Source organism: Siccibacter colletis, from assembly GCF_000696575.1.
GTDB lineage: Bacteria > Pseudomonadota > Gammaproteobacteria > Enterobacterales > Enterobacteriaceae > Siccibacter > Siccibacter colletis.
The window spans coordinates 138,717-164,264 of the sequence record NZ_JMSQ01000001.1 but is presented as its reverse complement, the minus strand read 5'-3'; the positions used below and the strand labels follow the sequence as shown (position 1 = coordinate 164,264).

The following is a 25,548-nucleotide window of genomic DNA, read 5'->3' as shown; positions in this document are numbered from 1 at the left end:
TGCCTTACAGCGAGCTCTGGTACGGCAGAATGTTCGAGCGCAACATCTCATTGGTGCCGAGGCCGTAGTTGGAGCTCAGGCCGCGCAGCTCAATGTTGAAGCCGAACACGTTATCATATTTGCTCTGATTATTTTCCCAGCCGTTAAGCTTGCGCTCGTACCCGACGCGGATCGCGTAACAGCAGGAGTTGTACTGCACGGCCAGCATCTGATCGGCCGCTTTATTGGTGTTGGTGTCGTGATAATACGCACCCACCACCGACCAGCGATCGACAATCGGCCAGCTGGCGGTCGCACCGACCTGCGAAATGCCCTTGTTGTACTGCTCGGACGACGCATAACGCGGCAGCGTTGCCTGGATGTATTCCGGGCTGGCGTAACGGTAGTTCAGCTGCACCAGACGGTTCTCATCGCGACGATACTCAATGGCGCTGCTGCCGGTGGCGACGTTATCGAGGCGCGTGTCGTACTGCACGCCGCCGCGTAAGCCCCAGCGATCGCTGATGCGCCACATGGTATCGCCGGCCCATACCACTGACCCGGTCTGCTTGTCTTTTTCCCAGTTGATGTTGTCATCACCGGTACGGGACTCGGTGAAATAGTAGATTTGACCAACGGAAACGTTAAAACGTTCAACTGACGCGTCGTCATAAAAACGGCTAGTCACGCCGGAGGTCAGCTGATTCGCTGAGGCGATACGGTCCAGACCGCCGTAGGTGCGGTCGCGGAACAGGCCAGAGTAATCAAACTGCAACAGCGACGAGTCATAGTTGTTGATGTTGCTCTGGTCACGGTACGGCACGTAGAGGTACTGCAGGCGCGGCTCCAGCGTCTGGGTATAGCCCGCCACCGTGTCCACGTCGCGCTCAAAGACCATCTTGCCGTCCACTTTGAACTGCGGCATTACGCGGTTAACCGACTCCTTCAGCGCCGTCGCGGCAGCGCTGTCGTTGGTATACGCGCGGTACTCTTCGAGGTTTTTCTGGTCATAGTGCGTAGCGTACAGCTTCGCTTCGGTGTTGATGCTTCCCCATTGGTTGGAGAGCGGCAGCGACAGCGTTGGCTCCATGTGCAGACGCGTCGCTTCCGGCAGATTCTCGTTCACGTTGGTGAAGTGCACTGCCTGGGTATAAAGGCGCGCATCAAACGGACCGAGATCGTTCTGATAGAAATTGACGTCAAGCTGCGGCTCGGCGCGATAGGAGTCGCGGTTACGCTGAGTATCAAACACCTGGAACTGACGGGTGGAGATGGTGGCATCAAAGTTTTGCACCGCGTAGCCGACGCTGAATTTCTGCGTCGCGTAGCCATCTGTACTGGTGCCGTACTCCGAGTCGAAGTCGTTGAAGTAGCGCTCGTCGCTGACTTTGGTGTAGTCAACGTTGAAGCGCCACACCTGATCCATCACGCCGTTGTGCTGCCAGTAGTACATCCAGCGATGGCTGTCGCCGTCCTGCGCGTAGTCGTTGTTATACACGCGGTCGGACGGCAGGTAGTCGAACTCCATCAGGCCGAGACCGGCTTTGGTCAGGTAGCGGAATTCGTTCTGCCACATGATGCCGCCACGCTTGTCCATATAGTGCGGAGTGATGGTGGCATCGAAGTTTGGCGCGATGTTCCAGTAGTACGGCAGGGTAAACTCGAAACCGTTCTTCGAGCCGTACTTGGCATTCGGGATCAGGAAGCCGGAGCGGCGCTTATCGCCGATCGGCAGCTGCAGATAGGGGCTGTAGAAGATGGGCACTGGCCCAAGCTTGAAGCGCGCATTCCAGATTTCAGCAACCTGCTCTTCGCGGTCCTGAATCACTTCGCTTCCCACCACGCTCCAGGTGTCGGAGCCGGGCAGGCAGGAGGTAAAGGTGCCGTTTTCCAGAATGGTGTAGCGGTTTTCACCGCGCTGCTTCATGACGTCCGCCGTACCACGGCCCTGACGACCCACCATCTGGTAGTCGCCCTGCCAGACGTTAGTATCTTTGGTATTCAGGTTCGACCAGGCTTTTGGCCCTTTCAGGATCACCTGATTATCGTCGTAGTGGACGTTACCGAGGGCATCCACGGTACGCACCGGTTCCGCCTGGCCTTCCACCTGTTTCTGATGCAGCTGTACCTCGTCGGCCAGCAGGCGGCTATTGCCCTGCTGAATATCGACGTTACCGGAGAACACCGCATCGTCCGGATAATTGCCTTTGGCATTATCGGCGTTGATGGTGACGGGCAAGCTGTTGGGTTCGCCCTCTACCAGAGGACGATTGTAACTGGGAACGCCGAGCATACACTGCGAGGCGAGATCGGCAGCCAGACCTTGTTGGCTATACAGGGCTGTGCCAATCATCGTGGCCAGCAAGGTGGGAATACGTTTTTTCATACGTGTTATTCGTTGTTCCGTCATCAGTGGCGTCGCGCCGGCAAACGGTCAGAGACTAACTTACTCATCACCACAGCGCCAGTGTTAATCCTGCCCGTTTTAAGCCTTGTGTGTTAGGCACGGCTAAGAATGACGGGTATGATAAAGCAAATTCTAGCCGACGGCATGACGATTTGGGGAGTATATGCAGTATTGGGGAAAAGTGATTGGTGTGGCAGCAGCGCTGATACTGGGCGGCGGCTTCTGGGGCGTCCTGCTGGGGCTGCTGATTGGCCATGCAATTGATAAAGCGCGCAGCCGTCGTACCGTCTGGTTTGCTAACCAGCAGCAGCGTCAGTCGCTGTTCTTTAGCACCACGTTTGAAGTGATGGGGCATCTCACCAAATCGAAAGGGCGCGTCACCGCAGCTGATATCCAGATCGCGACATTATTAATGGACCGCATGGATCTGCACGGTGACTCGCGTAGCGCCGCGCAGCAGGCATTCCGCGTCGGCAAAGCCGATAACTATCCGCTGCGTGAGAAAATGCGCCAGTTGAGAAGCGTCTGCTTCGGGCGTTTCGATCTGATTCGGATGTTTCTGGAAATCCAGATCCAGGCGGCGTTTGCTGACGGCTCGCTGCACCCGAACGAGCGCGACGTGTTGTACGTGATTGCCGAAGAGCTGGGGATCTCGCGCATGCAGTTTGACCAGTTCCTGCGTATGATGCAGGGCGGGGCGCACTTCGGCGGCGGTTACCAGCAGCAGGGCAGCGGCGGTAACTGGCAGCAGGCGCAGCAGGGGCCGACGCTGGAAGATGCCTGTAACGTGCTGGGCGTGAAGCCATCCGATGACGCCACCACTATCAAGCGCGCCTACCGCAAGCTGATGAGCGAGCATCACCCTGATAAGCTGGTCGCGAAAGGGCTGCCGCCGGAGATGATGCAGATGGCGAAGCAGAAAGCGCAGGAGATCCAGAAAGCCTACGACCTGATTAAAACCAGCAAAGGCTTTAAGTAATCCGCAGTGCGTCGTCCAGGCGCCGCGCAATAAAAAAGGCAGCTACCCTCGGGTCGCTGCCTTTTTTTTCACCCGGATGTTCAGAAATCGACCGGCGCGTTAAAGGTCATCGGTGTACGGTACTGCGGATGGGTGATGGTCAGGGTCGCGGCGTGCAGCAGCAGGCGCGGCGCACGGACCAGCGCCTCCGGCGTCGCGTAAAAGCGGTCGCCGAGGATCGGGTGACCCAGCGCCTGCATGTGTACCCGTAACTGGTGCGAGCGCCCGGTGATGGGTTTGAGCAGTACGCGGGCGGTATTGTCATCCGCGTACTCCAGCACCTGATACTCGGTTTGCGCCGCTTTGCCGGTTTCAAAGCAGACAATTTGCTTAGGCCGGTTCGGCCAGTCGCAGATAAGCGGCAGATCCACCAGCCCCTCTTCCTGCTCAGGATGACCCCACACCCGCGCCAGATACTGCTTCTTCGGCTCGCGCTCGCGGAACTGACGTTTCAGCTCGCGCTCTGCGGCTTTCGTCAGCGCCACCACGATCACGCCGCTGGTGGCCATGTCGAGACGGTGCACGGATTCCGCCAGCGGGAAGTCGCGCTGAATGCGCGTCATCACGCTGTCTTTGTGCTCGTCGAGACGACCCGGTACCGACAGCAGCCCGCTTGGTTTATTGACCACCATGATATGGTCATCCTGATACAGGATGACCAGCCAGGGATCGGTGGGCGGGTTATAGGGTTCCATCAACATTAACGGCAGTCCTGTATTACTGATGCGTAACGACGATGAGACGCAGCGCATCAAGGCGCCAGCTGGCCTGGCTCAGGCTCTCAAGCACCTGCTTGCGGTTGCTGTCGATGGCTTCCAGCTCGTCTTCACGGATGTTCGGGTTCACCGCTTTCAGCGCCTCAAGACGAGAGAGTTCAGCGCTGAGCTTCTCGTCCGCTTCGCTGCGCGCGGAGGCGATGAGGGCCTGCGCCGCGTTCTCCGCCTGGGTTTCCGCCAGCTGCAGAATGGCGTGAACCTCCTGCTGCACCGCGTTCACCAGTTTGCTGCCGGTATGACGGTTCACCGCGCTGAGCTGGCGGTTGAAGCTTTCGAACTCAACCTGACCCGCCAGATTCGTGCCGTTTTTATCCACCAGCATGCGCACCGGGGTCGGCGGCAGGAAGCGGTTGAGCTGCAGCTGTTTCGGCGCTTTGGCCTCCACCACGTACATCAGTTCCAGCAGCAACGTGCCCTGCGGCAGCGCCTTATTCTTCAGCAGCGACAGGGCACAGCTGCCGGTATCGCCGGAGAGGATCAGGTCCAGACCATTGCTGATAAGCGGATGCTCCCAGGTAATGAACTGCGCATCTTCGCGGGAGAGCGCCACATCACGGCTGAAGGTGATGGTGCAGCCGTCTTCCGGCAGACCCGGGAAATCCGGCACCAGCATGTGATCGGACGGGGTGAGAACAATCATGTGCTCACCGCGATCGTCCTGATTGATCCCGATGATATCGAAGAGGTTCATGGCGAAGTTCACCAGACCCGGATCGTCATCCTGGCCGGCGATGCTCTCCGCCAGCGCCTGTGCTTTTTCTCCGCCGTTGGAGTGGATCTCCAGCAGGCGGTCGCGGCCCTGCTCCAGCGCGCGTTTCAGGCTCTCATGCTGCTCGCGGCAGTCGGCGATCAGCTCATCAAAGCCGTCGGTGTTGTCCGGCGCCGCCAGGAAGGCGATGAGCTTGCTATAGACGCTGTCGTAGATGGCGCGGCCGGTCGGGCAGGTGTGCTCGAAAGCATCAAGTCCTTCGTGATACCAGCGCACCAGCACCGACTGCGCGGTATGCTCCAGATAAGGCACATGGATCTGAATATCGTGCGCCTGACCGATACGGTCGAGACGGCCAATACGCTGCTCCAGCAGGTCCGGGTTAAACGGCAGATCGAACATCACCAGATGGCTGGCGAACTGGAAGTTACGGCCTTCAGAGCCAATCTCCGAGCACAGCAGCACCTGCGCGCCGGTGTCCTCTTCCGAGAACCATGCTGCGGCGCGGTCGCGCTCGATAATCGACATGCCTTCGTGGAACACGGCCGCGCGGATGCCTTCGCGCTCGCGCAGCACCTGCTCCAGTTGCAGGGCAGTGGCGGCTTTGGCGCAGATCACCAGCACTTTCTGAGAGCGATGGCTGGTCAGGTAACCCATCAGCCACTCGACGCGCGGGTCGAAGTTCCACCAGGTGCCGGTATCGCCTTCGAACTCCTGATAAATCTGCTCCGGGTAAAGCAGGTCACGGGCGCGATCTTCTTCGCTCTTGCGCGCGCCCATGATGCCAGACACTTTAATTGCCGTCTGGTACTGGGTCGGCAGCGGCAGCTTGATAGTATGCAGCTCGCGTTTCGGGAAACCTTTCACGCCGTTACGGGTGTTGCGGAACAGCACGCGGCTGGTGCCGTGGCGGTCCATCAGCATGTCGATCAGCTCCTGGCGGGCATCCGCTGCGCCGTCGCGATCGCTGTTGGCGGTCTGCAGCAGCGGCTCGATATCCTGCTCGCCGATAAGCTCGCTCAGCATGTTGAGATCGGCATCGCTCAGGCGGTTGCCGGCCAGCAGCAGCGCCACGGCGTCTGCTACCGGGCGGTAGTTGTTCTGCTCTTCTACAAAGAGGTCGAAATCATGGAAGCGGTTCGGGTCGAGCAGGCGCAGACGCGCAAAGTGGCTCTCCATTCCGAGCTGTTCCGGGGTCGCGGTGAGCAGCAGCACGCCGGGTACCTGCGAGGCCAGCTGTTCAATTGCCAGATATTCACGGCTTGGCTCATCCACGCTCCACACCAGGTGATGCGCTTCGTCCACCACCAGCAGATCCCACTCGGCTTCGCACAGGTGCTCCAGGCGCTGCTTGTTGCGGCGCACGAAATCCAGCGAGCAGATCACCAGTTGTTCGGTTTCAAACGGGTTATCGGCGTCGTGGGCGGCTTCGGCATAGCGCTCGTCATCAAACAGCGCAAAGCGCAGGTTGAAGCGACGCAGCATCTCCACCAGCCACTGATGTTGCAGGGTTTCCGGTACCACGATCAGCACGCGTTCGGCGGCACCAGAGAGCAGCTGCTGATGCAGGATCATCCCGGCTTCAATGGTTTTACCCAGCCCGACTTCATCTGCCAGCAGCACGCGCGGTGCGTGGCGACGGCCCACGTCATGGGCGATATTCAGCTGGTGCGGGATAAGGTTGGTGCGCTGGCCGCGCAGGCCGCTCCAGGGCATACGGTACTGTTCGCTCTGGTATTTACGGGCGCGGTAACGCAGCGCAAAGCGATCCATACGGTCAAGCTGACCGGCGAACAGGCGATCCTGGGGTTTACTGAATACCAGTTTGCTGTCGAGCAGCACTTCACGCAGCGTGACGCCGCTCTCCTGAGTGTCCAGGCGGGTACCGGTATAGGCGAGCAGGCCATTCTCTTCCTTAACGTCATCGACTTTCAGCTCCCAGCCTTCATGGCTGGTGACTGTGTCACCCGGATTGAACATCACGCGGGTGATAGGGGAGTCATTTCGGGCATACAGACGATTTTCACCGGTGGCAGGGAAAAGCAGGGTCACCATGCGCGCATCTATCGCGACTACAGTGCCCAGACCCAGTTCGCTTTCGGTATCGCTGATCCAACGTTGACCAAGGGTAAATGGCATAAGTATTCGGCTCTATTCAGTAGCAAATTTCAGGCAAAAGTATGACCTCCACCACGAGTGGCGGACCGTCAGAAAAGGAACCTGGATTGGAAAGGGCGCTATGGTACTGGAAGGCAATGGATTCGTCACCTGTCAAAAAAGCCCCAGCTGCCCTGTCATAAGTGTAGCAAAATCATCGGCGGTGAAAGGGAGTATCCCTTCGGCCACCGGCTGAAGTTGCTTCGTCAGATAGTGTTCATAATCCAGTGGCGAGCGCTGGTAATCCACCGGCTCCGGGCCGCTGGTGGTCCAGACGTATTTGATGCTGCCTCGGTTCTGATACTGAGGCGGGCGACCGCGGCGCGCATTCTCTTCGTCTGCCAGCCGGGCGGCGCGCACGTGCGGTGGTACGTTGCGCTGGTATTCGCTGAGCGGGCGACGCAGCCGCTTGCGGTAAACCAGTTGCCCGTCCAGCTCGCCCTCCATCAGCTGGCGAATGGTTTCGCGCACATACTCCTGATACGGCTCGCGGCGGAAAATACGCAGATACAGGTTCTGCTGAAACTGCTGCGCCAGCGGCGTCCAGTCGGTGCGCACGGTTTCCAGCCCCTTAAACACCATGCGCTGGCTGTCGCCCTCCTGAATCAGCCCGGCATAGCGCTTCTTGCTGCCGGTTTCCGCCCCGCGAATGGTTGGCATCAGAAAACGGCAGAAGTGGGTTTCGTACTCCAGCTCCAGCGCGCTTTCAAGGCCGTATTCGCTGCGCAGATGGGCTTTCCACCAGGCGTTGACGTGCTCCACCAGCTGCTGGCCGATACGTGCCGCGTCCGCCTCGCTGTGGGCCTGTTTCAGCCAGACGAAGGTGGAGTCAGTGTCGCCGTAAATCACGTTATAGCCCTGGCTTTCAATCAGCGCTTTGGTCTGCAGCATGATGGCGTGACCGCGCATGGTAATAGAGGAAGCGAGGCGCGGATCGAAGAAGCGACAGGCGCTGGTGCCGAGCACGCCATAGAAGGCGTTCATAATGATCTTTAAGGCCTGGGAGAGGGGCTTGTTGCCCTGGCGTTTGGCCTCTTCGCGTCCGTGCCAGATCTGGCTGACGATCTCCGGCAGGCAGTGCGTCTCACGTCCAAACCAGGCTCCGAGAAAACCTTCGACGCTCTTTTCCGGCTCCGGTTGCGCCATTCCTTCAACCAGCCCGACCGGGTCAATCAGAAAGGTGCGGATAATCGACGGATAAAGGCTTTTGTAGTCCAGCACCAGTACCGAATCGTACAGGCCGGGGCGCGAGTCCATGACGTAGCCGCCGGGACTGGGCTGGGGCGGGACATCGCCGAGATTGGGTGCCACATAGCCGGCACGGTGCATGCGCGGAAAATAGAGGTGGCTGAATGCTGCTACCGAGCCGCCGTGACGGTCGACCGGCAGACCGTTGACCGTCGCGCGCTCCAGCAAAAACGGCATCAGCTCGGTTTTATGGAAGATGCGCGTCACCAGCTCGCAGTCTTTCAGGTTGTAGATCGCCAGTGCGGGTTTGTCTTCATTGAAGCGGCGCTCAATCTCATCCATACGATGCCAGGGATCGTCGATGGATTTCCCTTCGCCAAGCAACTCCTGTGAAACGCTCTCCAGCGAGAACGAGGAGAAGTTCCAGAATGCGGATTTCAGCGCTTCAATGCCGTCGATGATCAGCCTGCCCGCCGCCTGGGCGAAGAACACGCCGTTCTTGAAACCGTGCTCGCGCCACTCCAGTGGAAGGTTACCGCGCCCCCAGGTCAGCGGCACGCCGTAGCGCTCGGCGTGTTTCTGCAGCACCCGCAGGTCGAACTGCACCAGGTTCCAGCCGATAATCACATCGGGATCGTACTCGGCAAACCAGGCGTTGAGCCGCTGCAGCATCTGCGGACGGCTGGCGAGGTACTCCAGCCGGAAATTCAGGGTGCGCGTGGCCCCGTTTTCCGGCCCGAGCATAAACACCACCCGATCGCCACAGCCTTCCAGGCCGATGCAGGTGACTTCACCGTGACGTGTAGTTTCAATATCCAGCGACACCCACTTCAGCGGTGGGCGATACTCAGGCGCAGGCTTCAGGCGGGCATTCATCAGCGTATCGCCGCGCGGCTCGCCATCCACCCACACCGGGGCGGTAATGAACCGCTCCATCAGGAACCGCTCCGGAGGACGAACGTCACCTTCATACACCGTGATGCCGTTCTCGCGCAGCAGCTTTTCCAGCCGCATCAGCTGACGATGCTGATTACAGTAGAGGCCGAACACCGGCTGACGGTGAAAATCCCTGAGGCCGAGCGGCGTGAGGCGCACGCCTTTTTCGCCCGCCAGCAGCCCTTCAACCTCAGCGCGCTGACGCTCGGGAATAAACGCCACCGATTCCTGCGGCGGGAGCACAACCTTAAGCGGCCCGGCGTCGGTCGCCAGCCAGAATTCCACTTCGGTACCCTGCGGGGTATCCCGCCAGTGGCGGGTAAGAATAAAGCCCTGACGCGCCTGTGACACGCTGCTCTCTCAGTCAGTCAAACCAGCGGGGAGTATAGCCTGTTTCAGGGGAAGGTGCTGGGGTTTTGTACAGTATTGCGTAGTGCTACGAAGTATCTGACAGGTTGATAGCCTGAGTAATAAAAAGCTTCCCGCAACAGAAAAGGCAACTGCGCGTTGAGCGTGCGAAAGCGGGAGGAGGGTGTCGGTGAAGAGAATGCCGCTATCCCGGCGTCACGGGCAATTAACATGGCGCGTTTCATATGTAAGGGATCGCTGACGATCAATGCTGTGCGAAAATGCTTTTTGCGCATTATTACATGGGCATAGCGTAGATTCTCACGCGTTACTCGTGACTGTTGCTCAATGTAAATATCCTTAGCAGGGACGCCGTGTGCAATCAGATAGTGCTGGCCTGTCGCAGCGTCTGACATCGAATTTCCTGGAGAAAAACCTCCGGTTACAATCGCTTTTTTTACATATCCCAGACGATAAAGCGTGATGGCATGCTCAAGGCGCTCGCGAAATACCGGGGATGGATGAGAACCCGCGATACCTGCGCCGAGAATAATAACGCAGTCAGCAGGACGAGTTTGCGTCGTTTGACTGAAATGATAAACAGACCAGACGTTAAACAGATAAAAGGCGAGGAGAACCCCGCTGAGAATACGAACGGCAAAGCATACGTTCATTTGCTCATTCCTTGAGAAATTATGAAGCAGTGATTTACCACATATTTCTGTTCGGCAATATGAGCAAAGCAGACAAAAAATCAGAAGCCTGTAACAGGTTACAGGCTTTGTAATTACTGACCGTAATACGCTTTCGCGCCGTGCTTGCGCAGGTAGTGTTTATCCAGCAGGGTCTGCTGCATGGCGGGAAGCTGTGGGGCGAGCTGGCGGGCGAAGATCCCCATATAGGCGATCTCTTCCAGCACGATGGCGTTATGAACCGCGTCGGCGGCGTCTTTGCCCCAGGTAAAGGGGCCGTGGGAGTGCACCAGTACGCCAGGCATCTGCGCCGGATCGATGCCTGCATCGCGGAAGGTTTCGACAATCACCGCGCCGGTTTCCCATTCGTACTCGCCGTTGATCTCTTCCTCGGTCATCTTACGGGTGCAGGGCACCGGACCGTAGAAATAGTCGGCGTGAGTCGTGCCCGTGGCGGGCACGGGCAAGCCAGCCTGCGCCCAGATGGTGGCATGGCGCGAATGGGTATGCACGATGCCGCCAATGGCAGGGAATGCCTGATACAGCAGGCGATGAGTAGGGGTATCGGAGGAGGGCTTTTTGGTGCCTTCCACCACCTCGCCGGTTTCCAGACTCACCACCACCATATCCTCAGCGCGCATCACGGTATAATCCACGCCGGAAGGTTTAATGATCAGCACGCCGCGCTCGCGATCGACGGCGCTGACGTTGCCCCAGGTGAGGGTGACCAGATTATGCTGCGGCAGAGCCAGATTCGCCTCCAGCACCTGGCGCTTCAACTCTTCAAACATAGTGAAACCTCAAATGTTGCAGGGTGGATGCGCAGCGGCGCTCCACCGTGTTAGCCGTGCGGCGGGCGACACGTAGCCAGCCCGCCGGAAGTGAAACGCAGGGAATTAGCGTTTCAGGCCGTAGTAGATCTCGTTCCAGCGCAGCGCATCCTTGAACGCCGGCAGGCGCGTATCATTGTCGATCACCGCCACTTCAATGCCGTGCAGCTCTGCAAACAGGCGCATGTCATCGAGGTTCAGCGACTGGCTGAACACCGTATGGTGCGCACCGCCCGCGAGGATCCAGGCTTCGGATGCCGTCGGCAGATCCGGCTGCGCTTTCCACAGGGCGTTCGCCACCGGCAGCTTCGGCAGATCGTGAGGGGTTGGCACCGCGTCCACGCAGTTAACCAGCAGGCGGAAGCGATCGCCGAGATCGATCAGGCTGGCGTTGATCGCCGGACCGGTAGTGGTAGAGAAGATCAGGCGCGCCGGATCGGCTTTGCCGCCGATGCCCAGATACTGCACGTCCAGGATTGGTTTTTCGTCAGTGGCGATGGTCGGGCACACTTCCAGCATGTGCGAGCCGAGCACCAGGTCGTTGCCGGACTCGAAGTTGTAGGTGTAATCCTCCATAAAGGAGGTGCCGCCCGGCAGGCCTGCGGCCATCACTTTCATGATGCGCAGCAGCGCCGCGGTTTTCCAGTCGCCTTCCCCGGCGAAGCCGTAGCCCTGCTGCATCAGGCGCTGAACCGCCAGCCCCGGCAGCTGTTTCAGGCCGTGCAGATCTTCAAAGGTGGTGGTAAAGGCGTGGAAGCCGCCCTGTTCCAGGAAGCGCTTAATGCCCAGCTCAATGCGCGCAGCGTCAATGACGTTCTGACGCTTGTCGCCGTTCACCTGCGCGGCGGCGGTCAGGCGATAGCTGCTTTCATACTCGTCGATCAGCGCATTGATATCGCCCTCGCTCACCTCGTTGACTACCGCCACCAGATCGCCGACGCCCCAGGTGTTAACCGAGAAACCAAACTTGATCTGCGCTGCGACTTTATCCCCTTCGGTAACCGCCACTTCACGCATGTTGTCGCCAAAGCGCGCCACTTTCAGCTGGCGAGTGTCCTGCTTCGATACCGCCTGGCGCACCCAGGCACCAAGACGTTTTTGCGCCTCTTTATCCTGCCAGTGCCCGGTCACCACGCTGTGCTGCAGGCGCATACGGGCACCGATGAAACCGAACTCACGGCCGCCGTGCGCGGTCTGGTTCAGGTTCATAAAGTCCATATCGATGCTGCCCCACGGGATCTGGGCGTTGAACTGGGTATGGAACTGCAGCAGCGGTTTATTCAGGATGCTCAGGCCGTTAATCCACATTTTTGCCGGCGAGAAGGTGTGCAGCCACACCACAAGACCCGCGCACTGCTCGTCATGGTTCGCTTCGCGGCAGATGGCGGTGATCTCATCCGGCGTGGTGCCCAGCGGTTTCAGTACCAGCTTGCAGGGCAGATTCGCTTCGGCATTCAGCGCGTTCACCACCTGGCTGGCATGGTCGTTCACCTGGCGCAGGGTTTCCGGGCCATAAAGATGCTGACTACCAATGACGAACCACACTTCATATTGAGAAAAAATGCTCATTATCTTGTCCTTAATGTGTCAGGGCGTTCTGGCCTGCGGCAACAGGCTGTGACGTAGCGGAAGGGGAGTAGTGTTGCTCTGCGCTCTTCGCCCACTGCTGATAGCGGTGGTAGAGGCGCTGGAAACGGGCTGCCTGAGCGGCGTCGGGCTGAAGCGTATTTTCGATACGGCTTGCCATCACCTGCTGGGCGGCAGGAATGTCGCTGTGTACCCCAGCCGCCACGGCGGCGAAGATCGCCGCACCCAGCGCGCAGCACTGATCCGAGGCGACAATCTGCAGTGGGCGGTTCAGCACGTCGCAGCAGGCCTGCATGATGACCGGGTTTTTACGCGCGATGCCGCCGAGGGCCATCACGTTATTGACCGCGATGCCCTGCTCGGTGAAACACTCCATGATGGCGCGGGCGCCGAAAGCGGTAGCCGCAACCAGGCCGCCAAACAGCGCCGGTGCATCGGTAGCCAGACTCAGGTCGGTGATCACGCCCTTCAGGCGCTGATTGGCAAACGGCGTGCGGCGCCCGTTAAACCAGTCAAGCACTACCGGCAGGTGTTCGAGCGACGGCTGTTTGGCCCAGGCGGCGGTCAGGGCAGGCAGCAGCGCTTTCTTACTGGCGGCGATCTGCTCGCGCAGCTCAGGATGCTGGGCTGCCAGCTCATCCAGCGGCCAGCCGAGCACGCGGCCAAACCAGGCATAGATATCGCCAAAGGCCGACTGGCCCGCCTCAAGACCGATAAATCCCGGCGTGACGCTGCCATCCACCTGGCCGCAAATGCCCTTCACTGCACGGTCGCCGACGCTCGGGTAATCCGCCGTCAGGATGTCGCAGGTTGAGGTGCCGATGACTTTTACCAGGGTATTGGGTTGCGCGCCCGCGCCGACCGCGCCCATATGGCAGTCAAACGCGCCGCCCGAAATCACCACGCTCTCCGGCAGGCCCAGACGTGCGGCCCACTCCGGGCTGAGATTCCCCACCGGAACGTCTGCCGTCCAGGTGTCGGTGAACATCGGGTAGACGAGATTCTGATTGAGGATCGGGTCCAGCTCGTCAAAGAAGCTGGCCGGCGGCAGACCGCCCCAGCTCTCATGCCACAGGGATTTATGGCCGGCGCTGCAGCGGCCGCGGCGAATGTCCGCCGGGCGCGTGGTGCCGGAGAGCAGGGCCGGTACCCAGTCGCACAGTTCGATCCAGGAGGACGCTGCCTGCGCCACGGCCGCATCGGTGCGGGTAACGTGCAGAATCTTGGCCCAGAACCATTCGCTGGAATAAATTCCGCCGATATAGCGCGAATAGTCGGCCTTACCCGGCTGGTGGCACAGGCGGGTGATGGCTTCGGCCTCTTCTACCGCCGTGTGATCCTTCCACAGGACAAACATCGCGTTCGGGTTGTCGGCAAACTCCGGGCGCAGCGCCAGCACGTAGCCGTCGTCGTCAATGGGCGCAGGGGTTGACCCGGTGCTGTCGACGCCGATACCAACGATCTGCGTGCGGGCGTCATCCGGTAACTGGTCGAGCACCGCCAGCAGCGATTTTTCCATCGAATCGATGTAATCGAGGGGGTGATGACGAAACTGATTGTGGGGCGCATCGCAGAAGCGACCTTCCATCCAACGCGGATACCACTCAACCGCAGTGGCCAGCTCCGCACCGGTCGCGCAGTCTACAGCCAGGGCGCGTACCGAATCACTACCAAAATCCAGGCCAAGGGCGATTGCCATCTTTCATTGCTCCATGAACAAACAGACATGGATGAACAGTAGTTTTCAGGGCCGGAAACCGTCAGGGGAAATTGGCTTATCTTATGGACGAAAATGCTATGGGTTAGCAAACTGTGACGTCACGCAAATATTCGATGTGGACATTTCTGCCGCGGTTATAGACACTTCTGTTACTCCGTTTTCGTGCTGTTTCAGGGGCTTCAGGGAATGAATTACTGCGTTTAAACGGACTTATCCCGCATGGATAACGCCATGCCGGCCCGGCAGGCGGGCACAGGCAGTGGCGGGGCGGGATATGGACAATTGGTTTCCTTATTTAACGCTGGAGCGATGCACATTATGGCTGAAATGCAAAACGATCCGCTGCTGCCGGGCTACTCGTTCAATGCCCATCTGGTTGCCGGGCTGACGCCCATCGAAGCGGGCGGCTACCTCGACTTTTTCATCGACCGGCCGCTGGGCATGAAAGGGTTTATTCTCAATCTGACGGTGCGTGGCGAGGGGGTAGTGAAAAACCAGGGGCAGCAGTTTATCTGCAAGCCCGGCGATATCCTGCTGTTCCCACCCGGCGAAATCCATCACTACGGACGCAGCCCAGGCGCGCAGGAGTGGTATCACCAGTGGGTCTATTTCCGTCCGCGCGCTTACTGGCACGAGTGGCTTAACTGGCCAGCCATCTTTGCCCATACCGGCTTTTTCCGGCCGGAGGAAACGCAGGCCGCGCAGTTTGCCGGGCTGTTCCAGCAGATCATTGACGCCGCTCAGGGGCAGGGACGTTACTCGGAACTGCTGGCGATCAACCTGCTGGAGCAGATGCTGCTGCGTCGTGTGGAAGCGATCAGCGAGTCGCTCAAAGCGCCGCTCGACCACCGGGTGCGCGATGCATGTCAGTACATCAGCGATCACCTGGCCGACAGCAACTTTGATATTGCGGGCGTGGCGCAGCACGTCTGCCTGTCGCCGTCGCGGCTCTCGCATCTGTTTCGCCAGCAGCTTGGCGTCAGCGTGTTGAGCTGGCGCGAGGATCAGCGCATCAGCCAGGCTAAACTGTTACTGAGCACCACGCGTATGCCGGTCGCCAGCGTCGGGCGCAACGTCGGGTTTGAAGATCAGCTCTACTTTTCACGGGTGTTTAAAAAATGCACCGGTGCCAGTCCGAGCGAGTTTCGCGCCGGGTGTGAGCAAGCGTAGCTAAACGAAAGGCTAATCAGCAACAAAATCTTACCACCGCACCGGATTTCAGGAGGCCGGGAGCTTGACGGGGCGCGGCGCGCTCAGCAGAATCCCCCTTCCTTCAACTAACGGATACGTTATGGAAGCTTTCCTGAATCACTTTATTACGCAGTCTGTGACGTATTCGCTGATTGCCGTGGCGCTGGTGGCGTTTCTCGAATCGCTGGCGCTGGTGGGGCTGCTGCTGCCGGGTACGGTGCTGATGGCGGGCCTCGGCGCGCTGATTGGCAGCGGCGAGGTCAATTTCTATCAGGCATGGGCGGCGGGCATCATCGGCTGTTTCCTCGGTGACTGGATCTCGTTCGGCATCGGCTGGCGTTTCAAAAAGCCGCTGCATCGCTGGTCATTCCTGAAGAAAAACAAAGCGCTGCTCGATAAAACCGAGCACGCGCTGCACCAGCACAGCATGTTCACTATTCTGGTCGGGCGTTTTGTTGGCCCGACGCGTCCGCTGGTGCCGATGGTGGCCGGGATGCTCGATCTGCCGGTACGCAAATTCATTCTGCCGAACGTGATCGGCTGCGTGTTCTGGCCGCCGTTCTACTTCCTGCCCGGTATCCTCGCCGGGGCAGCGATCGATATCCCCGATGACATGCAAAGCGGCTGGTTTAAGTGGCTGCTGTTGGGGGTTGGCTTACTGCTGTGGATTGCCGCCTGGCTGTGCTGGCGCTGGTGGCGCAGCGGAAAATCCGGCAGCGACAGGCTGACGGCGTACCTGCCGCGCGCCCGGCTGCACTGGCTGGCGCCGCTGATCACGGCCGTTGCCGTCGGCGCACTGGTAGTCATCCAGAGCCATCCGCTGATGCCGGTTTACCTGCGCATTCTTGGAAAAGTACTCAGCGGCGCTCACTGAGGCGCGATACCTAACAGCGCCGACGCGCTGGTTTCACCGCGCACCAGCGCACCCGTGTCGCCGTCCCAGGCGATGCGGCCATCCACCACTACCACGCTGCGGGGCGCGATGCGCTCTGCGTCTTCAATGCTGTGGGACACCATTAACAGCGTCAGCTGCTGGCGTTCACACAGCGTCTCCAGCAGCGAGAGCATCTCCTGGCGCAGTGCCGGATCGAGGGCGGAAAACGGCTCATCCAGCAACAGCACGGGCTGTTCGCGTACCAGGCAGCGCGCCAGTGCCACACGCTGACGCTGACCGCCGGAGAGCTGACCGGGCAGCCTATCGAGCAGGGTATCGATCGCCATCTGGCGTGCGATCGTTTCCAGCCGGGCGCGCTGGTCGGCGTTAAGCTTCAGTCCCGGATGCAGACCGAGCCCGATGTTCTGGCGCACCGTCAGGTGGGTAAACAGGTTATTTTCCTGAAATAGCATCGACACCGGGCGCTGCGCCGGCGGCGTATGGGTATGGTCCGCGCCGTTTAGCCTGATACTGCCGGAGGCCGGCTCCAGAAAGCCCGCCACCAGGCTCAGCAGCGTGCTTTTTCCGGCCCCGCTCGGGCCGAGCACCGCCACGCGTTCCCCGGCGTTGAGATGCAGGTTGAAGCGCAGGGGCAGATGTTGATACAGCCAGGTTACATCAGTGAGAGTCAGCATGGCGCCCCGGGAGTTTTTCGATTGCAGTAAACAGCAGGAAGCAGAGCAGCAGCAGCAGCAGGGCGGTGACCGCTCCATCCTCGCTGCGGTAGGAGCCGATTTGCTGATAGAGATAAAATGGCAGGGTGCGGAAATCGGCATTGCCGAACAGCGCCACCACGCCAAAGTCGCCGATGGAGAGCACGCAGGCAAACGCCAGCGCCTGGCCCAGCGGCCCCCGCAGGGCGCGCCATTCGAGCCAGCGCAGGCGGTTAAGGCCGCGCAAGTCCAGCGACTGACACAGCAACCCGTAGCGGGCGGCGATATCGCGCATCGGGTGATCGAGCACCTTCATGGCATAAGGCACGGCCATCAGGGCATTGGTGAAAATCACAATCGCGTCCGCCTGCTGTGGCAAACCGATGCTGGCGTTGAGCAGCAGAAAGAAGCCGGTTGCCAGCACGATGCCGGGCATGGCGAGGATCAACATACCGCTCAGCTCCAGCATCTGGCCCGCCATCACCCGCTGGCGCAGCCGCAGCTCGCGCGCGCTCCACAGCAGCATCAGGGTAAGCACCACGCAGAGCAGCCCGGCTCCGAGGGCGATGCGCAGAGACGTCAACAGCGCCTGCCACAGCAGCGGGTCGGCCAGTACATGACTCACGCTGCGGTTGAGCCCGTCAACAATCACTGCCAGCAGCGGTGGCAACAGCAGCAGCAGCGCAAGGCTTATCAACGCGCCGTCGCACAGGCAGCTGCGCAGGCTGTCCTGCGGATTGCGCCAGCCCGACACCGCATTGCTGCCCACCGGGATCGCGTTGCTGAGCCGCTGACTGAGCATCACCAGGCCAAGACAGCAGATCATCTGCAACAGCGCCAGCAGCGCAGCACGCGCCGGATCGTAGTCGTAGCTGAGCGCCTGGAAGATAGCCAGCTCGATGGTGGTTGCCTGCGGCCCGCCGCCGAGCGACAGCACCGTGGCAAAGCTGGCGAAACAGAGCATAAAGATCAGCGCCGCCGTCGGGGCGATCTGTCGTCGCAGCCAGGGCCACTCGACGTAGCGGAAGAAATGCCAGCCGCGCATATCCAGCTGGGCGGCAATTTGTCGTTGCTCGCCGGGGATCTGCTCCAGTGCCAGCAGCAGCAGACGGGTCGCCATCGGCAGGTTGAAAAAGACATGCGCCAGCAGGATCCCCTGCAGGCCATAGGGCGAGAAGCGCCACTCAATGCCCGCCCAGGCGCAGAGTGTCGCCAGCCAGCCCTGACGCCCGTACACGCTGAGAATGCCGAACACCGCCACCAGCACCGGCAGTACCAGCGTCATGGCGCACAGCCGCAGCAGCGCCTCGCGCCCCGGAAAGCGCCGGCGGTACAGGGCGCGGGCGAGGAATATGGCGGGAACCACCGAAAGCAGGGCGGAGAGAAACGCCTGCCAGAATGAGAAACGCACCACGTGCCAGAGATAGCTGTCGTGCAGCACGGCGAAGGCGTCGCCGTGCGGTGCGTTAAACCACAGCGCGCCGAACGCAGCCAGCGCCACCGCCACCAGCAGCGTGGCGGCACACAGCCCCGGCCACATCCAGCCCGGGATTAGCGGCTGACGGCGCGTTGCCATTCGCTAATCCAGGCGGCGCGCTGGGCGGCGACCTCATCGGCAGAGTATTCCAGCGTGGTCTGGGGTTTAACCAGCGAGGTAAAGCCCTCCGGCAGCGTCACGTTGCTGACCGGATACATCCAGTTTCCGGTGGGGATCGCCTGCTGGAACGCCGGGGTGAGCATAAACTTCATGAATTTATCCGCCAGTTCCGGCTGCTTGCTGGCAGCGAGACGCCCGGCCACTTCAACCTGCAGATAGTGTCCTTCGCTGAAGTTTGCCGCGGCGATATGCTCTTTTTTCTCTTCGATGATGTGATACGCCGGGGACGTGGTGTAGCTCAGCACCAGGTCGCTCTCACCTTTCAGGAACAGGCCGTAGGCTTCGCTCCAGCCTTTGGTGACGGTGATGGTTTTCGCCGCCAGCTTCTGCCACGCCTCGGGCGCTTTATCGCCATACACTTTTTGCATCCACAGCAGCAGCCCGAGGCCCGGCGTGCTGGTGCGCGGGTCCTGGTAAATAACGCGCCATTTCTGGTCACTCTCCACCAGCTCCTTCAGGCTTTTCGGCGGGTTTTTCACTTTGGTTTTGTCATACACGAAGGCGAACCAGCCGTAGTCGAACGGCACGAAGGTGTCGTTGTTCCAGCCGCCGGGAACGCTGACCGCGCTGGCGGGAATGCCGCTTCTGGCGAACAGCCCGGTTTGCGTGGCCGCCGCCAGCAGGTTGTTGTCGAGGCCCAGTACCACATCGGCCTTGCTGTTTTTGCCTTCCATACGCAGGCGGTTAAGCAGCGACACGCCGTCTTCCAGCGCCACCAGCTTCAGTTCGCAGTTGCAGTCGGCTTCGAATGCCTTTTTCACCGTCGGGCCAGGGCCCCAGTCGGCAGCAAAAGAGTCGTAGGTATAAACGGTTAAAACAGGCTTCGCGAAAGCGGGCGCGGCGAGCAGGGCCAGCAGGGGGAGAAGTTTTTTCAGCACTTTGCACCTTTCATTCAGGGGGCAAAGGATTTTGAGCAGCAGCCTCAAATCCCTTCGCCGGCGTTATCCGGATCAGGTTCGACGGGTATTATCTCAGCGCCGGTCGGTTGACAGGGCACCCCGTTGAGAACGTCTTGCATTGTAATGATTTGGTTAATTATTGAAAGTGGCCCGTCAATTATTCCCTAAGGCGGCGTTAAGGCTCCGGTGGGGCAAACCATGCCGATTTGAAGTCAAACCAGCCTAGCGTGTTCATGCGTACCCCACGCATGCTGCGCTGGCCCTGGATGGTCAGCCAGTGGTGAATCAGAGGAAAGATATCAAGCTGTTCCACGCGCTGCTGGCACCACTCCGGCAAGGCAAGCTCTCCGGCGCGCCAGCGTCTGGCATCCTCCTGCCAGTCGATGGGAATACAGTTGTGCATCAGCGGCATCTCATACAGATGGGCAAACAGTGAGAACTCCAGCGGCAGCGTAAAGTTAGCGCTGTTGAGCCACAGATCGCTCACCTCGTCGCCCTGATGCCAGGCTTCATAGCTCACCTCGTTAATGATGAGGCACACCTGATGTTCTGCCAGCAGGGTTTCCATCACCTGGGCGATAACGCGGTGCTCGACATGGTCGCGGTAGAAGGTCAGGGTCAGGCTTTCGAGACCGGCAGGCGGCGGATAATCTGCTTTCTGCGGGGTATGGTGCCAGCGCGGCAGCAGCCCATAGGCCGGGAACCAGTAGCGCTGGTTGCTTCTGGCGGCGTGATAAATGAGATTCACCGGAGAGAGCACCTGGCTTAACCAGCGTCGCACTGCGCTGTTTGCCCCGCAGCGGGAGCGCGAATCAAACAGCAGATAGTAGCAGCCCTCTTCAAGGCGGGTTTCCACGGCTTTCTCATCGTCGCTCGCGCCTTCCAGATGCACGCCGCTGCTCACTTCTTCGCTGATATCCGGCAGCACCCAGAAGTTAACTTCGTCGATGAGCGCCCGGTAGCCGAAATAGTCGTCGAAGGCGTGGATTTTCAGCTGGGTATTATTGTTGCGCACCACGGCATAGGGGCCGGTGCCCACCGGGCGGCTGGCGTAGTTGGGCATGGAGGGCCACTCCTGCGGCAGGATCATGGTCGCCACGCTGCCCATCAGCCACGGCAGCCATTTGTCCGGCTGGCTGAGATGAATATCCAGTGTCCATGCGGTGGGGGAAGACATATCAGTAATATGCGTGAACAGCGGCTGGGTGCGGATGCGCGTCAGCGAGGCGATAACGTCCTGCATCTCCAGCTCGCGGCCATGATGAAAATGAACGCCGGGGCGCAGGAAAAAACGCCAGTGCAGCGGGGAGATCTGCTGCCAGTGGTGCGCGATATCCGCTTCGATTTCCCCGTTTTCCTCGTTTATCAGCGTCAGGGCGCTGAAGATCTGGCGCACGATATGGGTTTCAGAGCGGCGTAGCGCGCTGCCCGGCAGCAGGTTCTGCAGCGGACGGTAGTAGAGCACGCGAAGAATATGTTTGCCCTGACGGAAGCTGCGGCCAAGATGCGAAACCACCATGCGGCGCACCGCTGCTTTGTCGCCCACGATCTGCATCAGCTGGTCGAGCTTATCCTGCTCCAGCAGGTCGTCAGCCCGCTGCTGCTGAAGCGCCAGGCCGGTGTAGAGAAAGGTGAGGGTGGATCGCTTCCCGCGCCCGGCTTCGGCCTGCCAGGCAAGCCAGCCCTCGGCCTGCATGGCATTGAGCAGGTTACGCATATGACGTCGCGAGCAGGCAAGCCTGTCGGCGAGTTCGCTGAGCGTGGTGTGCTGAGGTTGCCCGTCGCAGCACTGCCAGAGACGGATAAACTGTTGTTGCAGACGCGCCGAGGACATAAAAGGGGAACTCCTGCCGGGAAATTCATCAATTTAATTATCCTCATATTACGCCAATACTTAGCGGCGATGAAAGCGAGGAGGTAATGATGAACAGGTCTTCTGCAAAAGTATTCTGGCAGCGCTATTTCTCCGCCACGCAGCACGTTTCGCCCTCATGGCTGGCACGCCTGAGCGCAATACAACGCGTGCGGATGCTGGAGGATCTGATGCAGTGGGAGGTTACCGCCCGGCCCGTTTATCCCGATCGCAATCGTCATGTGTGACTGAGTATTGGTGTTATCGAACACCCGCCAGCAGTATGCTACTGCTGGCTTTTTTCGTTTATCATTTCCCCTTTCCTCTTTTTTAAGCACAAGGATCGCCAATGCGTTGGTTTTTAACCAAAGGCCGCCGCCTGAACCGGGTTTACGTCGCGTTCATGCTGGTCTCTTTTATGATGGGCATTGCGGGTGCGCTGCAGGCTCCGACGCTGAGTCTGTTTTTAAGCCGCGAGGTGGGCGCGCGTCCGGTCTGGGTTGGTCTGTTTTATACCGTTAACGCCATCGCCGGGATAGGCGTCAGCCTGTGGCTGGCGCGGCGTTCCGATCGGCAGGGGGATCGCCGGAAACTGATCATGTTCTGTTGCCTGATGGCAATCGGCAACGCTTTGTTGTTCGCTTTCAACCGTCACTACCTGACGCTCATTACCTGCGGCGTGCTGCTGGCCTCCATTGCCAATACCGCCATGCCGCAGGTGTTTGCGCTGGCGCGCGAGTATGCTGACCGCTCAGCCCGGGAAGTAGTGATGTTCAGCTCGATCATGCGCGCCCAGCTGTCGCTGGCCTGGGTGATTGGTCCGCCGCTGGCGTTTACCCTCGCGCTTAATTACGGCTTCACCACCATGTTTCTGATCGCTGTCGGCATCTTTGCTGTCAGCCTCGCCCTGATTGCGTTTTCTCTCCCGAGCGTGGAGCGCCTCGAACAACCCGCCGATATGGCGATTACCGAGGTCAGCGGCTGGAAAGATAAAAACGTGCGCCTGCTGTTTATTGCCTCCACGCTGATGTGGACCTGCAACACCATGTACATCATCGATATGCCGCTGTGGATCAGCAGCGAACTGGGCCTGCCGGATACGCTCGCCGGGCTGCTGATGGGCACGGCCGCCGGGCTTGAGATCCCGGCGATGCTGCTGGCCGGCTATTACGTGAAGCGCTTTGGCAAACGGCGCATGATGGTCACGGCGGTGATATCAGGGGTGCTGTTTTATCTCGGGCTGAACCTGTTCCATACCCGCGAAGCGTTGCTGCTGCTGCAGCTGTTTAACGCCGTCTTTATCGGCATTATTGCCGGGATAGGCATGCTGTGGTTTCAGGATCTGATGCCTGGCCGCGCCGGCTCGGCGACCACGCTGTTTACCAACAGTATTTCAACCGGGGTGATTCTGGCCGGGGTCATTCAGGGCGGACTGGCGGAAAGTTTTGGACACCACACCGTGTACTGGGCCATCGCCGCGCTTTCAGTGGTCACGCTGGGGATGACCATGCGGGTAAAGGACGTGTGATTTGCTGGAAGCACGCTCGAAGAATGGAATCGTGGTTCTGACAGGCGGAGCGGCAAAAGGTAGTGTTGCTGCGGGTGCCTGAGGCTGTCGGCCTTAAGCCGGTGCTGAAGGGCTGGCAGTGGAAAGCCCCACACGACTATAAATCGATGTGGGGGACTACCCTACCACCCAAACACTGAGAGGGTAGTCTCCCTGTCGCTGAAAAGCAATATGGAGGCTGGATGCGAAAACGGAAATTGCTGCCGGGGCTATTGACGATCTGTATAACGCTACTGATCTTTACCTGGATGGTGCGTGATTCGCTGTGTGAATTGCGCTTCAGACAGGAAAAAATGGAACTGGTGGCAGAGCTGGCTTACGACGCCGGACGTTAAACTCATTGGCGGGGAGCTATCCCCGCCTCTTTTCAGGTGCAGGTGCTGCTCATGCACCCATTCGTAATGGCCCGCAGGACGCGGGCCATTACCCTTATCCCATAAACGCAGGCTGTTTTTGCTCGTAAGCGCTGATGGCATCGTCGTGTTGCAGCGTCAGGCCGATGCTGTCGAGGCCGTTAAGCATGCAGTGACGACGAAAGGCATCGATACTGAAGCGATACTGTTTGTCACCAGCCTTCACCACTTCGGCTTCGAGATCCACTTCGAAACGGATGCCCGGATGAGCCTTAACCAGGCTAAACATCTCATCGACTTCCGCATCGCTGAGTTTCACCGGCAGCAGCTGGTTATTAAAGCTGTTGCCGTAGAAAATATCGGCGAAGCTCGGGGCAATAACCACTTTAAAGCCGTAGTCGGTCAGTGCCCAGGGGGCATGCTCACGCGACGAGCCGCAACCAAAGTTTTCCCGCGCCAGCAGGATGGATGCGCCTTTATATTCCGGAAAATTAAGCACAAACTCAGGGTTCGGTTGCTCCCCTTTATCGTCCAGAAAACGCCAGTCGTTAAACAGGTGCGCGCCGAAGCCGGTGCGGGTTACCTTCTGCAAAAACTGTTTCGGAATGATCGCGTCGGTATCAACATTCGCGGCATCCAGAGGCACGACCAGGCCCGTATGCTGGGTAAATTTTTCTGCCATGGTGAACTCCTTATTTCAGGCCACGAATATCAGCGAAATGCCCGCTTACGGCGGCGGCGGCGGCCATTGCCGGGCTGACCAGATGCGTGCGGCCACCGCGGCCCTGACGTCCTTCGAAATTACGGTTGCTGGTTGAGGCGCAGCGTTCGCCCGGGTTCAGACGGTCGTTGTTCATCGCCAGGCACATGGAGCAGCCCGGTAAACGCCATTCGAAACCGGCTTCGATGAAAATCTTATCCAGCCCTTCGGCTTCGGCCTGGGCTTTTACCGGGCCGGAGCCTGGCACCACCAGCGCCTGCACGCCTGGGGCGACTTTACGTCCTTTCGCAATCTCGGCCGCAGCACGTAAATCTTCGATGCGTGAGTTGGTGCAGGAGCCGATAAACACCTTGTCGATAGCGACGTCGGTCAGCGGTACGCCGGGTTTCAGGCCCATGTAGGCGAGGGCTTTTTCCGCACTGGCGCGCTCAACCGGGTCGGCGAACGATGCCGGGTCCGGAATGGCGTCGGTGACAGAAATCACCTGGCCGGGATTGGTCCCCCATGTCACCTGCGGTGCAATCTCCTCGGCCTGCAGCGTGACCACGCTGTCGAACTGTGCGCCTTCGTCAGTGTGCAGGGTTTTCCAGTACGCTACCGCGTCATCGTAATCGTTGCCCTTTGGCGCATGCAGACGACCTTTAACATAGTTGAAGGTGATCTCATCCGGTGCGACCAGCCCGGCTTTGGCACCCATCTCAATCGCCATGTTGCACAGGGTCATGCGGCCTTCCATGCTCAGGGCGCGAATTGCGTCGCCGCAGAACTCCACCACATAGCCGGTGCCGCCAGCGCTGCCCGTTTTACCAATGATCGCCAGCACGATGTCTTTTGCGGTAATGCCCGGTGCCGCCACGCCGTTAACTTCGATCTTCATTGTTTTAGCCCGGCCCTGCTTGAGGGTCTGGGTCGCCAGCACGTGCTCCACTTCGGAGGTGCCGATGCCAAACGCCAGCGCACCAAACGCGCCGTGGGTGGCGGTGTGGGAGTCGCCGCAGACGATGGTCATGCCGGGCAGGGTAATGCCCTGTTCCGGCCCCATCACGTGGACGATGCCCTGATACGGGTGGTTCAGGTCGTACAGCTCAACGCCAAACTCGTTGCAGTTCTTAATCAGCTCCTGCATCTGGATACGCGCCATCTCGCCGGAGGCGTTGATGTCTTTGGTCTGGGTCGATACATTATGATCCATAGTCGCAAACGTCTTCGCGGGCTGGCGTACCGGACGACCGTGGGCGCGCAGGCCGTCAAATGCCTGCGGTGAGGTCACTTCATGCACCAGGTGACGGTCGATATAGAGCAGCGGCGTCTCGTTTGGCGCTTCATACACCACGTGAGCGTCAAACAGCTTTTGGTATAAGGTCTTTGCCATGA

At 59.6% G+C, this 25,548-nt stretch carries 20 protein-coding genes and 1 riboswitch; of the genes, 6 read left to right on the top strand and 14 right to left on the bottom strand.

Annotated elements, in window-relative coordinates:
- Positions 1-4: 4 nt before the first annotated feature.
- On the bottom strand, positions 5-2,365 hold the full coding sequence (gene lptD, locus ET34_RS0100700) for an LPS assembly protein LptD (RefSeq protein ID WP_031518627.1): 2,361 nt from the start codon (positions 2,363-2,365) through the stop codon (positions 5-7).
- A gap of 184 nt (positions 2,366-2,549) precedes the next feature.
- Between lptD and djlA the strand changes: the two genes are divergently transcribed.
- Entirely contained in the window at positions 2,550-3,365 is an 816-nt protein-coding gene (djlA, locus tag ET34_RS0100695) for a co-chaperone DjlA (RefSeq protein WP_031518625.1), read from the top strand.
- 80 nt (positions 3,366-3,445) lie between these two features.
- Here the strand turns inward: djlA and rluA are convergent, their stop codons facing one another.
- The 7 genes from rluA to araB all read right to left on the bottom strand — a co-directional run bounded on the left by rluA (position 3,446) and on the right by araB (position 14,326).
- Positions 3,446-4,105 carry a bifunctional tRNA pseudouridine(32) synthase/23S rRNA pseudouridine(746) synthase RluA gene (gene rluA, locus ET34_RS0100690; protein WP_031518623.1) on the bottom strand — a complete coding sequence of 220 codons (660 nt, stop codon included), beginning with the start codon at positions 4,103-4,105 and terminating at the stop codon, positions 3,446-3,448.
- 16 nt (positions 4,106-4,121) lie between these two features.
- The gene (gene rapA, locus ET34_RS0100685) at positions 4,122-7,028 is read right to left on the bottom strand and encodes an RNA polymerase-associated protein RapA (protein WP_031518621.1); all 2,907 of its coding nucleotides are present in this window, start codon (positions 7,026-7,028) and stop codon (positions 4,122-4,124) included.
- Between the two features lie 132 nt (positions 7,029-7,160).
- On the bottom strand, positions 7,161-9,521 hold the full coding sequence (gene polB / locus ET34_RS0100680; protein WP_031518619.1) for a DNA polymerase II: 2,361 nt from the start codon (positions 9,519-9,521) through the stop codon (positions 7,161-7,163).
- Between the two features lie 44 nt (positions 9,522-9,565).
- Entirely contained in the window at positions 9,566-10,192 is a 627-nt protein-coding gene (locus ET34_RS0100675) for a YdcF family protein (protein WP_051640433.1), read from the bottom strand.
- 113 nt (positions 10,193-10,305) lie between these two features.
- Positions 10,306-11,001, bottom strand: a complete 696-nt coding sequence (gene araD, locus ET34_RS0100670) for an L-ribulose-5-phosphate 4-epimerase (RefSeq protein WP_031518616.1) — start codon at positions 10,999-11,001, stop codon at positions 10,306-10,308.
- Between the two features lie 105 nt (positions 11,002-11,106).
- Positions 11,107-12,609, bottom strand: a complete 1,503-nt coding sequence (araA, locus tag ET34_RS0100665) for an L-arabinose isomerase (protein WP_031518614.1) — start codon at positions 12,607-12,609, stop codon at positions 11,107-11,109.
- A 10-nt stretch (positions 12,610-12,619) separates the two neighbouring features.
- Entirely contained in the window at positions 12,620-14,326 is a 1,707-nt protein-coding gene (araB, locus tag ET34_RS0100660; protein ID WP_031518612.1) for a ribulokinase, read from the bottom strand.
- Between the two features lie 339 nt (positions 14,327-14,665).
- Between araB and araC the strand changes: the two genes are divergently transcribed.
- Together araC and ET34_RS0100650 are read left to right on the top strand one after the other, a co-directional pair.
- Positions 14,666-15,517 (top strand): arabinose operon transcriptional regulator AraC, encoded by an 852-nt coding sequence (gene araC / locus ET34_RS0100655; protein ID WP_152548330.1) that lies wholly within the window; start codon positions 14,666-14,668, stop codon positions 15,515-15,517.
- Positions 15,518-15,638: 121 nt separating this feature from the next.
- On the top strand, positions 15,639-16,412 hold the full coding sequence (locus ET34_RS0100650) for a DedA family protein (protein WP_031518608.1): 774 nt from the start codon (positions 15,639-15,641) through the stop codon (positions 16,410-16,412).
- On the opposite strand, the gene thiQ is transcribed toward ET34_RS0100650, so the two are convergent.
- The 4 genes from thiQ to sgrR form a co-directional block, all read right to left on the bottom strand.
- Positions 16,406-17,107 carry a thiamine ABC transporter ATP-binding protein ThiQ gene (thiQ, locus tag ET34_RS0100645; protein WP_031519170.1) on the bottom strand — a complete coding sequence of 234 codons (702 nt, stop codon included), beginning with the start codon at positions 17,105-17,107 and terminating at the stop codon, positions 16,406-16,408. The genes ET34_RS0100650 and thiQ overlap by 7 nt on opposite strands.
- A complete protein-coding gene (gene thiP / locus ET34_RS0100640; RefSeq protein WP_031518606.1) occupies positions 17,091-18,701 on the bottom strand; it encodes a thiamine/thiamine pyrophosphate ABC transporter permease ThiP in 1,611 nt (536 codons plus the stop codon). Before thiP ends, thiQ begins: the two co-directional genes overlap by 17 nt.
- Positions 18,677-19,660: a thiamine ABC transporter substrate binding subunit gene (thiB, locus tag ET34_RS0100635; RefSeq protein ID WP_031518605.1), complete on the bottom strand. Its 984-nt coding sequence runs from the start codon at positions 19,658-19,660 to the stop codon at positions 18,677-18,679. Before thiB ends, thiP begins: the two co-directional genes overlap by 25 nt.
- Positions 19,661-19,691: 31 nt before the next feature.
- Positions 19,692-19,793: riboswitch (TPP riboswitch) on the bottom strand.
- Between the two features lie 63 nt (positions 19,794-19,856).
- Positions 19,857-21,515, bottom strand: coding sequence for an HTH-type transcriptional regulator SgrR (gene sgrR / locus ET34_RS0100630; RefSeq protein ID WP_031518603.1), 1,659 nt, complete (start codon positions 21,513-21,515; stop codon positions 19,857-19,859).
- Between the two features lie 89 nt (positions 21,516-21,604).
- Here sgrR and sgrT point away from each other — a divergent pair, with 89 nt between their 5' ends.
- The 3 genes from sgrT to ET34_RS0100615 all read left to right on the top strand — a co-directional run bounded on the left by sgrT (position 21,605) and on the right by ET34_RS0100615 (position 23,435).
- Positions 21,605-21,781 (top strand): glucose uptake inhibitor SgrT, encoded by a 177-nt coding sequence (sgrT, locus tag ET34_RS21345; RefSeq protein WP_072001925.1) that lies wholly within the window; start codon positions 21,605-21,607, stop codon positions 21,779-21,781.
- 101 nt (positions 21,782-21,882) lie between these two features.
- The gene (locus ET34_RS0100620) at positions 21,883-23,061 is read left to right on the top strand and encodes a sugar efflux transporter (protein ID WP_031518601.1); all 1,179 of its coding nucleotides are present in this window, start codon (positions 21,883-21,885) and stop codon (positions 23,059-23,061) included.
- 221 nt (positions 23,062-23,282) lie between these two features.
- On the top strand, positions 23,283-23,435 hold the full coding sequence (locus ET34_RS0100615) for a Hok/Gef family protein (RefSeq protein WP_031518600.1): 153 nt from the start codon (positions 23,283-23,285) through the stop codon (positions 23,433-23,435).
- A 94-nt stretch (positions 23,436-23,529) separates the two neighbouring features.
- Here ET34_RS0100615 and leuD read toward each other — a convergent pair whose 3' ends face one another.
- Both leuD and leuC read right to left on the bottom strand, forming a co-directional pair.
- Entirely contained in the window at positions 23,530-24,135 is a 606-nt protein-coding gene (leuD, locus tag ET34_RS0100610) for a 3-isopropylmalate dehydratase small subunit (RefSeq protein WP_031518597.1), read from the bottom strand.
- Between the two features lie 10 nt (positions 24,136-24,145).
- The gene (leuC, locus tag ET34_RS0100605) at positions 24,146-25,546 is read right to left on the bottom strand and encodes a 3-isopropylmalate dehydratase large subunit (RefSeq protein ID WP_031518595.1); all 1,401 of its coding nucleotides are present in this window, start codon (positions 25,544-25,546) and stop codon (positions 24,146-24,148) included.
- Between the last annotated feature and the right edge of the window lie 2 nt (positions 25,547-25,548).